At 37.5% G+C, this 12251-nt stretch carries 11 protein-coding genes; 7 read left to right on the top strand and 4 right to left on the bottom strand.

Annotated features, from left to right (window positions below):
• Positions 1–123: 123 nt before the first annotated feature.
• Complete coding sequence (locus V7266_RS19625) at positions 124–1089, top strand: LCP family protein (RefSeq protein ID WP_335470156.1); 966 nt, start codon at positions 124–126, stop codon at positions 1087–1089.
• A 346-nt stretch (positions 1090–1435) separates the two neighbouring features.
• Here the strand turns inward: V7266_RS19625 and V7266_RS30875 are convergent, their stop codons facing one another.
• Positions 1436–1843 (bottom strand): VWA domain-containing protein, encoded by a 408-nt coding sequence (locus V7266_RS30875; RefSeq protein ID WP_335470154.1) that lies wholly within the window; start codon positions 1841–1843, stop codon positions 1436–1438.
• A 223-nt stretch (positions 1844–2066) separates the two neighbouring features.
• Between V7266_RS30875 and V7266_RS19615 the strand changes: the two genes are divergently transcribed.
• Positions 2067–3893, top strand: a complete 1827-nt coding sequence (locus V7266_RS19615; RefSeq protein ID WP_335470153.1) for an APC family permease — start codon at positions 2067–2069, stop codon at positions 3891–3893.
• Positions 3894–4193: 300 nt separating this feature from the next.
• On the opposite strand, the gene V7266_RS19610 is transcribed toward V7266_RS19615, so the two are convergent.
• Positions 4194–5198, bottom strand: a complete 1005-nt coding sequence (locus V7266_RS19610) for a macro domain-containing protein (protein ID WP_335470151.1) — start codon at positions 5196–5198, stop codon at positions 4194–4196.
• A 511-nt stretch (positions 5199–5709) separates the two neighbouring features.
• Between V7266_RS19610 and V7266_RS19605 the strand changes: the two genes are divergently transcribed.
• The 3 genes from V7266_RS19605 to V7266_RS19595 all read left to right on the top strand — a co-directional run bounded on the left by V7266_RS19605 (position 5710) and on the right by V7266_RS19595 (position 8393).
• Positions 5710–5898 carry a hypothetical protein gene (locus tag V7266_RS19605; protein WP_335470149.1) on the top strand — a complete coding sequence of 63 codons (189 nt, stop codon included), beginning with the start codon at positions 5710–5712 and terminating at the stop codon, positions 5896–5898.
• Between the two features lie 196 nt (positions 5899–6094).
• Positions 6095–7228 (top strand): YsnF/AvaK domain-containing protein, encoded by a 1134-nt coding sequence (locus V7266_RS19600; RefSeq protein ID WP_335470158.1) that lies wholly within the window; start codon positions 6095–6097, stop codon positions 7226–7228.
• 739 nt (positions 7229–7967) lie between these two features.
• A complete protein-coding gene (locus V7266_RS19595; protein WP_335470146.1) occupies positions 7968–8393 on the top strand; it encodes an SRPBCC family protein in 426 nt (141 codons plus the stop codon).
• A gap of 176 nt (positions 8394–8569) precedes the next feature.
• Here V7266_RS19595 and V7266_RS19590 read toward each other — a convergent pair whose 3' ends face one another.
• A complete protein-coding gene (locus tag V7266_RS19590) occupies positions 8570–8713 on the bottom strand; it encodes a hypothetical protein (RefSeq protein WP_335470144.1) in 144 nt (47 codons plus the stop codon).
• A 384-nt stretch (positions 8714–9097) separates the two neighbouring features.
• The gene (gene gdhA, locus V7266_RS19585; RefSeq protein ID WP_335470142.1) at positions 9098–10480 is read right to left on the bottom strand and encodes an NADP-specific glutamate dehydrogenase; all 1383 of its coding nucleotides are present in this window, start codon (positions 10478–10480) and stop codon (positions 9098–9100) included.
• A 145-nt stretch (positions 10481–10625) separates the two neighbouring features.
• Between gdhA and V7266_RS19580 the strand changes: the two genes are divergently transcribed.
• Both V7266_RS19580 and V7266_RS19575 read left to right on the top strand, forming a co-directional pair.
• Positions 10626–11537, top strand: a complete 912-nt coding sequence (locus V7266_RS19580; RefSeq protein WP_335470140.1) for a LysR family transcriptional regulator — start codon at positions 10626–10628, stop codon at positions 11535–11537.
• A 150-nt stretch (positions 11538–11687) separates the two neighbouring features.
• A complete protein-coding gene (locus V7266_RS19575) occupies positions 11688–12008 on the top strand; it encodes a hypothetical protein (protein ID WP_335470138.1) in 321 nt (106 codons plus the stop codon).
• The last annotated feature ends 243 nt before the right edge of the window (positions 12009–12251 follow it).

Below are 12251 nucleotides of genomic sequence, written 5' to 3'. Positions count from 1 at the left end.
AGTTAAGTGACAGTCATACAAGAAAATGTAATCAGAAATTCAAAAAAATGTAATCTGATATTAAAAAAGATGAAAAATAATTATGGGATAATCATTACTTCAGGGGATGTGAATAGTGAGGTGATGCAAGATTTGACACGGTCAAGAAAGAATAGAAAAAAAGTTAGATGGAGGAGAATTTTTGGTGCCCTTCTTCTATTAAGTATTTTTCTGGTTGGTCTTTTTCAAATATTTACCTACATACAAGGAACAATCGAAACCCTCAACGAACCACTTAAAAAGGTGGAAGGAGCAAATAAATTTCAAGGAGAGAAAAATAAACTAGGTGCAGTCAATGTTCTTTTACTAGGAAGTGACTCGCGAGGAGAAAAACAAGCCCGCACGGATACCATCATGGTGGCCCACTATGATCCAGAAACGCATAAAATCAAACTGATCTCTCTGATGCGTGATATGTTGGTTTCTGTACCTGAACATGGCCAGCAAAAATTAAATGCGGCTTTTTCATTTGGAGGACCTGAACTTCTTAGGAAAACCATTAAAGAAAATTTCGGGCTGGATATTCATTATTATGCGATTGTTGACTTTAAGGGATTCGAAAAAGCGGTCGATCTCCTCGTTCCTAAGGGAATTCAAGTAGACATACCCTACGAGATGTCTTATGGGATCGACACGAAGTTAGAAGAAGGAAAACAAACACTTCATGGGAAAGAGCTCCTAGGATATGTCCGTTTTCGTCACGACCGATTAAGTGATTTCGGACGGATACAACGACAACAGGAAGTGATTAAAAAAATAACAGATCAAGCGATAAGTCTTCAAAGTGTAGTAAAACTTCCTAAGCTATTAAGTATAATGAATACATACATAGATACCAATATGAATAGTTCCACGATTTTGGCGATCGGAAAAGACCTTTTAACGACGCAGGAAAGTAGAAATATAGAAACCGTACGTATCCCAGAAGATGGCAGTTTTCAAAATAAACGGGATGAAGAGCTCGGTGCCGTATTAGATGTAGATTTCGATAAAAATATAGAAGCACTAAATCAGTTTTTAGGTGATAAAAGTGTTGCTCAAAATGAATAAATAAGAGGATAAGAATAACGCTAGGATTGAGGTCCTAGCGTTTGTTGGGTTTGATCGCTGTAAGGGGGCTTTAAGTGCTAACCACATAATTCCCTATCTATCATTGATTCCTTGAGCGCCGATTATAATCCCGTTCAATCCCTTTTTTCCAGCTTCGATCTATTTTTTTGCCGCTTCGAAGGTTGATGACGGCTTCATTCACCGCTTCATAATTTAATTGTGTTCCCTTAGCGTCAGCATGGTAATCAACGGCAAAGTCTTCTTCAATCCCAAAATGGGCAGCTGTGGAGATAGCATCGATATTGGCTCCAAGGAAGATGAATTCCCAGCCATAATCTTCTTTTTGCTACTTAACCATTTTTTTGATTTTAGCCGCCGTATATTCCTGACTGGCATTTTCCAATCCATCCGTAGTAATGACAAATAATACCTTTTCCGCACGTTCGTCCTCACTTGTTCTTTTTTGTACATTAATCAATTTTTGAATTGTAAACCCAATCGCATCTAATAAGGCTGTGGTTCCCCCTACTTCATAATTTTCTTCCGTAATAGGAGCGATCCCTTTTACAAGAATTCGGTCGTGTAATAATTCATATTGATGATTAAATAAAGCAGTGGTAACAAAGGCTTCACCTTCTGCTTTTTGTTGTTTTTTCAGCATCGCATTAAAGCCGCCAATGGTATCTGTTTCGAGCCCTGCCATTGAGCCGCTTTTATCTAATATAAATACTAATTCCGTTAATCCTTTTTTCATCTCGTCAGCCTCCATTCGTTTATACACGTAGGATAACATGCCTCCGATCAAAAAAGGTCGCTTGGAAAGCGACATTTCTGCCTGTGGAATCGTAAAATCTTAGCGTTCTTTTTTTTATTTCATATGTTCTATGATTTCTATAGAATTTAACGGGTAATATAATCGTATGCTTTAACTACGGATCGTTAGAAAGTTAAACAGTGTATTCCAACGGAGGGATTTAATGCGTTATTCTATTTTTAAACGAGCCTTAATTGGGAAACCGCTTAAAACAAGTAAATTAGGCGAACAACGATTAGGTAAATTGAAAGCACTCGCCATACTGTCATCCGATGCCCTTTCATCTGTAGCATACGGTCCAGAACAAATTATCATTGTGCTATCCACTTTAGGGATCATTGCCCTTTGGTATTCGATTCCGATTGGTGTTGGAGTTCTTATCCTTTTGGCCGCACTCATTTTATCCTATCGTCAAATTATCTACGCTTATCCTCATGGCGGTGGTGCATATGTTGTCTCGAAAAGTAACTTGGGGAAAAATGCAGGATTAGTCGCAGGCGGCTCGTTATTAGTTGATTATATTTTAACAGTAGCCGTAAGTGTTTCAGCCGGTACAGATGCCATTACATCCGCATTTCCTCAATTACATCCCTATAATGTAATCATTGCTTCTTTCTTAGTTATTGTGATTACAATTTTGAATCTTAGAGGTATTACGGAATCTGCTTCTATCCTTGCTTATCCGGTTTATTTATTTGTCTTGGCGTTAATCCTTCTGATTGGAGTCGGATTATGGCAAGTCGTGAACGGACATATTCCCGCCAATCAACATCCACAGTTGGGGACAGCTGTTCCCGGAATGAGTCTATTTTTGTTACTGCGCGCCTTTTCATCTGGCTGCTCTGCTCTTACTGGAGTAGAGGCTGTTTCCAATGCGGTTCCGAACTTTAAAGAACCTGAAGCTAAAAATGCTGTCCATACATTGATGATCATGGGCTTCATTCTAGCAGGTCTTTTCACGGGCACGATGTTTTTAGCGTATTGGTTGGGAATTACTCCTAAGCTTGAGGAAACGGTTGTTTCTCAAATGGCTTCTGAGATCTTTGGAAGAAATGTTTTGTATTACTTTATTCAGGGCACTACTGCACTTATTCTGGTACTTGCTGCGAACACGGGCTTCTCTGCCTTTCCTTTGCTCGCCGTTAACTTTGCTACTGACAAGTATATACCCAGAATGTTCCTGAATCGCGGGGATCGACTTGGTTATTCAAATGGAATCATTACGCTTAGTGTGGCATCCATTTTGTTGATTATCATCTTTAAAGGACAAACGGAACAACTGATTCCATTGTATGCTGTAGGAGTCTTTATCCCTTTCACGCTGTCGCAAACAGGCATGATTGTCAAATGGATTAAAGAGAAACCATCTGGCTGGCTATGGAAAATGACCATTAATCTAATTGGTGCACTGATTACCTTAACGGTTGTGATCATATTCTTCACCACAAAATTTACTCAAGTTTGGTATGTTCTCATTTTCTTGCCGATCATCGTATTTGTTTGTCATCGGATTAAAAGACATTATGATGCTGTTGGTGAACAACTTAAAATCATCACGGATGATGGTGCACTTCCTTTAGAGGGTAACATTGTCATTGTACCGGTTGCTGGCATAACAAAGGTTGTGGAGAACTCATTAAACTATGCAAAGCTAGTCGGTGACTCCATCATTGCTGTTTATGTGGCTTTTGACCGTGAGAGCGAAAAACAAATGGAGGAAAAATGGAAAGAATGGCAGCCTGATATCCGCCTAGTGACTTTATATACATCTTACAGAAGCTTACTACGACCGATTGCACGGTTTATTGAAATTGTGGAGGAAAAAGCGAATGAACAAAACTTCACTTTAACGGTACTGATTCCTCAGTTTATAACCAAGAAAAGATGGCACGATATTTTGCATAACCAATCAAGTTTATTATTACGACTCTACCTCATTTATCAAAAAAATGTAATTGTTTCAACCGTGCCATTCCGATTAAAAAAATAAACCGGATTCACGTAATAACCACTGAAAAAGGCCTTTAATTTAGGGGTGTGTATCTAATTGTCTGTTGATTTCCGCTCAGGCGGCTTCGCTTTCCGAGGGCGTGACGGGGAGCCTCCTCGGCGCTTTCGCGCCTGCGGGGTCTCCCCTGCCCCGTACTCCCTCAGGAGCCTTCGCCGCCTTCTGCTCCAATCAACAGAGTTCTTTTACTTATTCAATATTAAAGAGGTATAATTTCTCATCAAAATGAGAATTATACCTTTTTTGTTGGCTTATTTTACATACAAAATCTTATTAAGCCATTCATGCACCAAGTATTGGCTGATCAAAAGCGAATAAGGCTTCATTGATTTCGTGGATATTGTAATTGGCTTGTTGAATAAAGAACTCAATGATAACATCGAATTTACTGCTACGTGATAAAGTGTAACCAGCCGCAGATAATAGATCCGTTGTTTCTTCAAAATTCAACCTTAATGCAATGGCAAAAGCAATCGCGGTTTTCTTTGCAGGAGTATAGTCCGCTCCATTTCGAATTTTTGAGAATAAGCGACGGTCGATATTGGCCCTTTTATAGGTCTCGACATCGGTCATTTCTTTTTCATCAATGAAACGAAGCAGCCGCTCGGAAAACGATTCATCGAGTTGATCCAAGCGGTTGACTAAAGATTCGTTCTTTACTTCAAAAATATCCTCTATTTTAAATTCCTCTTCTGGCAATGGTTCCATTTCATATCGGTCTTCTCTTCCATAGCGTTGAAAAGTGAGTTCTACCTGTTCGACATAATGCTCATCTATATATTGATGAATCGATGTAAATAACTTCTTACTGACACCAAATGATTTTTTATCAAAAACAACGAGATAAACGAGCATCTCGTTATGTAATAAAAACGAACTAATCGTAGAGATGGCAATTTGTAAGGCTTCTTCCTTTGGATAACCATAGATGCCAGTTGATATCAGTGGAAAAGCAATCGACTCACATTGATGTTTTTTGGCTAGTTCCAAAGAGTTAAAATAAGATGCCTTTAATTGTGCGGCTTCGTTATGACTTCCGCCTTGCCAAATAGGACCAGGTGTGTGGATGATATATTTCGCATCCAAGTTAAATCCATCTGTTATAACCGCTTCTCCCACTTTGCATCCACCGATTTGATCACAGGCTTTTTGCAACTCCATGGCACCCGCAGCCTGAAAGATGGCCCCACATACACCACCGCCCATTTTTAAGGAAGTATTCGCAGCATTCACAATGGCATCTACGTTCATCTTTGTAAGGTCTTGACGAACTATTTCTAATGGCATTTGTATTCTCCTCTCAAGAAAAAGGAATTTAAACGATCATTAAATGATGTAATCATTTTCCTATAAATTTCTTGCCGTGATTCATTTAAATCCATAGTTATTATTTCTATCTTGATCCAATCATCCCAGCGAAATATTTTGTCTACTTCGACTCCAATAAACGGAGAGATTAAGATTCCCTAATATATGTAATTATACTCCTATCCTTTGACAAGAAAAATAGAGTAGACTTATAAAAAGACTATTCCCGTAAATCTATACTTACCAAGTACGAAGCATTAGACCCTATCATAACTATTAAGTAGAGAGCAATCCAAATCTTTAAAAAACGTTTACATAGAATTCATCAGAACTTAAACATTGGAACTTTATAATGTTATTTTTAAGCCATAACTCTAGTTCTAAATGAAGGAATATCCGCTGATCACTTCTTTATCATAAACTCTTTTTTTCATTATTTTTCACGACTTTTTATTGGATTATCATAATCAAAATTGAAGGAGAAATTTATTTGCTGTGGTTAGATAGTATTTTACTAATGTGGGTAAATAGAATTTTACTTATTGATACAGTTTTTTCATTTGTTTTAACGGTCGTTATTTTTAAAAAGTCATCTGACCGTGCTTGGCCGTTTATTTCTTTTCTAATAGGTATTGGCTTTATCAGCACTTTTTTTATTGTTAATTACACAACAAGATAATTTGACTAACGAATATTTCCATGGCGTAGAATTAGAGGAAAACTCGTCAACTTTCAAATGGTTGGCTTTTTTGTGTTCACTCACCATATGTTCTAGCAAATGTTTCAAGTGAAGAGTCCTCGGGTAGACATTCTATACACTTCGGTGTAATTTTTTTACTGCATTAATACATTATAGGAGGCATGGTAATGTGAGTATGGAAAAAAGAATCGTTGGAACATTCAATTCCGAGCAAGAAGTCTTATATGCGATCGAAGGTTTGAAACGTCAGGGGCATCGTGAAACAGATATGATGGTTGTGGCAAAATATCGAAGTGACATTCCATCCATCACTTCTCAAACTGGTGTCATGGTAGAAGCGGATACACAGGTAAATACCTTAGCTGGTGTCATGATGGAAAGCTTTTTTTCCTTGATGACGGTAGGAGTGGGCGGAAGCCCGGCAAGCGCCCTATCCAGCAGGCTTATTGGAAGGGGATTACCAATATTTACGGCAAAACAGTGTGAAAAGGAAATAAATAATGGAAAAATGATTTTGCTGGTTGATACGAATGAAACTTACGATCGCCCTATTTATAAGGATCAATATGAGAGCGAAAAAACAAAAGCTGTCCAACTTCGTGAAGAACAGCTAGAAATTACAAAAGAACGTGTCCAAGTCGGAGAATTACAGCTCCATAAAGAAGTAGTGGAAGAACAGCGAACTGTTTATGTTCCACTTATTCGAGAAGAAGTTTATATTGAGCGCCGTCCTGTCATTGATGGAAAGTATGATAGCAGCGCATTTACAGAGGATGAAATCATTCGTATTCCGATTACGGAAGAACGAATAGAAGTAACGAAAAGACCTGTAGTTGTGGAAGAAGTGATTGTAGGCAAGCGAAAAATTCAAGAAACAAAGCAGGTACAAGATATCATCAGAAAAGAAGAAGCACGAATTGAGCATTCTGTACCTCCCATCACGGAAGTTGTGACGCTACCCGAGACCGAAGTAGCGCAAGAAGAAGTTATAATGGAAAAGCCAAATATTTTGATAGTGGAAGGAAATCCCGATATTGAAAATATTATGAAAGAAGACAAAAAGGAACAAACCCGCGATAAACGCACAGGCTCCATCGTTGTTAAAGGAGAGAAAAACAAAGCAGAATTACCTTCAAGTAATAAGACCGAAGCGAACGGAACACTAACAGATTCTACAGTTATTAAGGAACATGAAAGTGAAAGTGAAGTACCGATTACCGAAGCAAATGTGAAAGAAGAAATCCACAGTAACGAAAATTCTCCAAAAGAGGAAAATAAAAATAATAAAAATCAAAACAAGAAAAAATAATTATTTTGAGTGAATAAGATTGGAAAAGTCATACTATTTAAAAAAGCTGATTTCAAGAGACGAAATCCCCCTTTTGAAGTCAGCTTTTTTCTGTTGAATTATAAAAAAACTAAAAGATTACCTACATGCCAATTTAAATGATAAATGAATTTCCTTATTGACCAGAATTTCCATTTTCACTTTGAGTACCGTCATCGGTTTGAGAACTATCATCTGTTTGCTGCGTGTTTGGGTCCTCCGTTTTTGAGCTAGCATTTGAGCTCCAGTAACAACAATGCTGACATCAAAGCAAATAACCACTTTTTGAAAGTTTTCATTTTTATTCCTCCTTGAATGCTGCATTTTGTAGGACAGACTTATAATACAAGCTTTCAAAGAAAAAAGAATACGGTGTTCCATCTCTTAACACAAATTAACCATTTTATTCACTACTTGAAATATTTATTATTCAAAATTTACAGTCCATTTAAGTTAAAACCTTCAGTTATAACTGCTTCTCCCACTTTGCAGTCACCGATTTGATTACAGCCCTTTTGCAATTCAATGGAACCCTGCTTGCATGGACCAAAAACAAAGGGCTCCTGGTGAACCTTGTAAAAAAAGGTGTGCTAAAAGTAGATGTGGAGATCAATTACAAGTTTAAAGTACATTAAAGAAGTAGCATTGCCATTCGAAATCATCTAAAATATATTTAAGAACTTGCAAAAAAATATTCAAATTTTGAGAGGCGGTAAAGGAAATGGAAACATTTAAAAAAATAACAGTAGAAACTACAGTTCAAGCACCCGTAGAAACCGTATGGAAATTATGGACAGAGCCAGTTCATATCACAAAATGGAACACAGCTTCAGATGATTGGCATACGCCATTTGCTGAGAATGATTTAAGAGAAGGTGGGAAATTCGTTTCAAGAATGGAAGCCAAAGATGGAAGTTTTGGTTTCGATCTTGGTGGAATTTATGATGAAGTAAAACTACATGAGGTTATTGCTTATACACTTGGGGATGGAAGAAAAGTTAAAATTACTTTTAAAGGCCATGAAAACGAAACTGAAGTGATTGAATCCTTTGATGCGGAAACGACGAATCCAATTGAACTTCAACAACAAGGATGGCAGGCAATTCTAGATAATTTTAAAAAATATGCAGAGCAAACAAAAATTTAATAGAAAAAAGGCAAAAAAAGAAATGCTCTAGTTAACTTTTTTTAAATGGTACAAAATCAAGTAGTGGCGTGTTTCTGTGGTTGTCATGATGAATAACCACAGAGACTGCCATTCCTTTTTTTGATTGTAGTGAGAAGTCACCGGTCTGCACCATCAACCGTTTGGATGTGGTTTTGTTAGTCTACCGACACTTTTACTTTTTTTAAATCAGCAACAATCTCATTAATGCGTTTTTCCACTTCATAAAGGTTCTTTTGCATCCGATCACGACGTTGTGTCAAGACCTGCAATTCCTGTTTCAATTCTTCTGTTTTGCTCATGTTTTCCCCTCCGGATAATAATATACCATTTGTATGCTAGCAGAAAAACCTTTTTCAGATGAATTTCATTGAGATATTCCAAAGTTCATCTTTTCTGATTATTCTAATCATATCAAATCCATAATATAATTCGATAAAATCTTCCTTTGCCTTTTCACTAGTAATATTATTATGTTAAATAATAACTAGCCCCATTCCTCTTTAATTAATTTGAGAAATTTGGCTTTTTTATTCTTTCCCCTAATGATTTAGTCACCTTCACGTTTAGTTATGATCGATCCGTTCGGTGCAAATGCTTTTTTCTGATCATACAAAAAAGGCCACCACTCAGGTGACCTTTCATCGTTGTCTTGTTTTTTCCCATTCATTACTAGAAAATAGGTATTAAATAACTCCCTGTTCGATCATGGCATTAGCTACTTTTACAAAACCAGCTATATTGGCTCCGACAACAAGATTTCCTGGAGCATCATAGTCTTCTGATGCTCTCATACTCTTACCATAAATATCTTTCATGATTTCTTGTAACTTCCGATCGACTTCTTCTTGTGTCCAAGCCAGCCGTGCACTATTTTGCGCCATTTCTAAAGCGGAGACGGCGACACCACCAGCATTTGCTGCTTTGGCAGGAGCGAATAAGATAGGATGATTCATAAAAGTATCAATGGCTTCTTGAGTGGATGGCATATTGGCACCTTCGCCTACTGCCTTTACCCCGTTTGAAATTAATATTTCTGCTGCTTCCTTATTAATCTCATTCTGCGTTGCACATGGCAAAGCAATATCACATGGGATCGCCCAGATGCCTGAACAGCCTTCGTGATAGATCGCCTGAGGATGTTCTTTCACATATTCGAAAATTCTTTTATTCTCTACTTCTTTTAATCGCTTCACTGTATCCAGGTTCATTCCATTCGGGTCATAAACATAGCCGCTTGAATCGCTGCATGCGACCACTTTTGCACCGAACTGGATTGCTTTTTCCATTGCATAAATCGATACATTCCCCGAACCCGATACCACAACGCTGCTTCCATTAAAGCTTAATCCCTGGCCTTTCAGCATTTCTTCTACAAGGTACACTAATCCATACCCTGTCGCTTCTTTCCGGATTAAGCTTCCGCCATATCCAATCCCTTTACCGGTTAGGACACCTGCTTCATAGGCACCTTTTAATTTTTTATATTGCCCGAACATATAACCGATTTCTCTCGCACCTACTCCTATATCACCCGCGGGAACATCAATGTCTGGCCCAATATGTCTGCTTAGTTCGGTCATAAAACTTTGACAAAAACGCATTATTTCCAAATCAGATTTACCCTTTGGATCAAAATCAGATCCGCCTTTTCCACCGCCTATCGGCTGGCCTGTTAGTGAATTTTTGAAGATTTGCTCAAACCCAAGAAATTTGATAATACTGGAGTTAACCGTTGGATGAAATCTGAGGCCCCCTTTATAAGGTCCAATGGCGCTATTAAACTGGACACGATAGCCACGATTCACTTTTATATTCCCTTGATCATCCACCCATGGAACTCTAAAGGAAATCATTCGCTCTGGCTCGATGATTCTTTCTAGAACGGCTTGTTTCATATAGATTGGGTTTTTCACAAGGACAGGTATTAAAGAATCAAGGACTTCTTTAACCGCTTGCTGGAACTCACATTCATTTGGATTACGCAATTGAACTTGTTCAAATAGTTGATTGACATAATTTTTTACCATTTGCATTTGATTTGATTCTACTTCTTCCAGCACTTTCATAACATTCAGCCCCTAATTTATATCTAGTTGAGAAAATTTGCTTTTCTTAAGTGTGTTTTCATTTTATAATTTTATAATTAATAGTTTCAATATCCATTTTCGATGAAATCAATGCATAAAACGCATGAATAGGAGTGTTCAAAAGATGGAGATAAGGCAAATTCACTATTTCCTAGAAGTTGCAAAAAGAGAACATGTGACCGAAGCAGCAGATGCCTTGCATGTTGCCCAATCTTCCGTCAGCAGACAAATTTTTAATTTAGAAGACGAATTGGGAGTAGAGCTTTTTATACGGGAGGGAAGACGAGTCAAATTAACCCCTCTTGGCAGGATTTTTTATGAACGGATGAAACAAGTGTGGAACATGATGGAAGACGCAAAAAGAGAAGTAAAAGAATATTTAGATCCTGAAAAAGGGACGGTTCGGATTGCATTCCCGATTAGTATGGCGGCACATACCTTGCCTTCCATTATTTATGCATTTCGGACGCGATATCCGGAAGCAAAATTCCAAATGAGCAATGCCCTTTATTATGATTTAATAAATGGTGTGATAAATGGTGAGTTTAACTTGGCGATGATTGCCCCTATGCCAAATCCGGAAAAAGAGAATAAAATTAAGGGAGCTACACTATTTACTGAAAATATCGTGGCCCTCCTCCCCCTTCATCATCCTTTAGCTGATCGGAAATCGATTCGATTGCGGGACTTAAGAGATGATTCATTCTGCGTCCTTCCGGAAGGATTTGTTTTTCGAAAACAAGTGGTACAATCATGTAGTGATGCTGGATTTTCTCCACAAATTGCATTTGAAGGGAAAGATATCGATGCTTTAAAAGGATTGGTCTCTGCCGGCTTGGGTGTGGCCTTGATGCCTGAGACGACATTAGTAGACAACACTCCACGGTCTACAGTCATCATCCCTATTTCAGATGCGAACCTCACGCGAACAGTTGGGGTCATTTTTCCCACCGAACGGAAACTGCTCCCAACCGAAGAATTGTTCTATGATTTCTTACTGGAGACGTATGAAAGATTAAATGAATTTAGTCTTTAAATATCAAGGTAAATAAATAAATTTCATCCATTCTTGATTTAAAATAGTTTAGTCACAAAAGAAAGGGATCGTTGCAGCAATCCCTTCCTATTGTGACAGTGGACTTCGATTTTTCGTATAATAAATCAATAAATAAGAGGGTGAGCTGGTATGAGAATACATTTTTCAGAGAACCAAATCGCGGAAATAAAACGAATAGTTCAAAAAGAACTTTTTGTAAAAGGAATGGAACCAACTGATGAATATATGTTTATCCATTGTTTCTCGAAAATACAGAAAGAAACCGTCTATTATCAACTATTAAAAGAAAATAATACCTTGATAATCCGCTGCTATGCACGCGTGTTTGACAACGTAGGTCTGAGCGAGAGGATTAGAAATACAGCAAAAAATGTAATTGAATATGTGGTAAACCAAACCGGATTACCAAACACCATCTATATAGAAAATGGGACAGAGCTTAAAGTTTAAAAATAGAGTCCTAAAGTTAATATCATTTTTCCTTAAACCAAATTTTTAGGATTTACTGTGATTTTTTGCCATTTAAATTTAAAATGGGCTTAGAGTATAATGAAATTTTATTAGTAAATAATATGGGCAACATACTGTAAAGACACCTGTGAAAATCGATGTAAACAAAAGGTTTGTTAGCCTTGATGAAAACCCTTATAAATTTATTATAATTTCCTGAAAATAAACATTCCGATAATCATT

This window comes from Neobacillus drentensis (assembly GCF_036965645.1).
Classification (GTDB): domain Bacteria; phylum Bacillota; class Bacilli; order Bacillales; family Cytobacillaceae; genus Neobacillus; species Neobacillus drentensis_D.
This window is presented reverse-complemented; position numbering and strand designations above follow the sequence as displayed.

Bases quoted from the DNA above. Each gene is read 5' to 3' on its own strand.
- V7266_RS19625 (WP_335470156.1), top strand. From the start codon at position 124: ATGCAAGATTTGACACGGTCAAGAAAGAATAGAAAAAAAGTTAGATGG.
- V7266_RS19580 (WP_335470140.1), top strand. From the start codon at position 10,626: ATGGAGATAAGGCAAATTCACTATTTCCTAGAAGTTGCAAAAAGAGAA.
- V7266_RS19590 (WP_335470144.1), bottom strand. From the start codon at position 8,713: ATGAGCAAAACAGAAGAATTGAAACAGGAATTGCAGGTCTTGACACAA.
- V7266_RS19610 (WP_335470151.1), bottom strand. From the start codon at position 5,198: ATGCCATTAGAAATAGTTCGTCAAGACCTTACAAAGATGAACGTAGAT.
- V7266_RS30875 (WP_335470154.1), bottom strand. From the start codon at position 1,843: ATGAAAAAAGGATTAACGGAATTAGTATTTATATTAGATAAAAGCGGC.
- V7266_RS19575 (WP_335470138.1), top strand. From the start codon at position 11,688: ATGAGAATACATTTTTCAGAGAACCAAATCGCGGAAATAAAACGAATA.
- V7266_RS19615 (WP_335470153.1), top strand. From the start codon at position 2,067: ATGCGTTATTCTATTTTTAAACGAGCCTTAATTGGGAAACCGCTTAAA.
- gdhA (WP_335470142.1), bottom strand. From the start codon at position 10,480: ATGAAAGTGCTGGAAGAAGTAGAATCAAATCAAATGCAAATGGTAAAA.
- V7266_RS19595 (WP_335470146.1), top strand. From the start codon at position 7,968: ATGGAAACATTTAAAAAAATAACAGTAGAAACTACAGTTCAAGCACCC.
- V7266_RS19600 (WP_335470158.1), top strand. From the start codon at position 6,095: ATGGAAAAAAGAATCGTTGGAACATTCAATTCCGAGCAAGAAGTCTTA.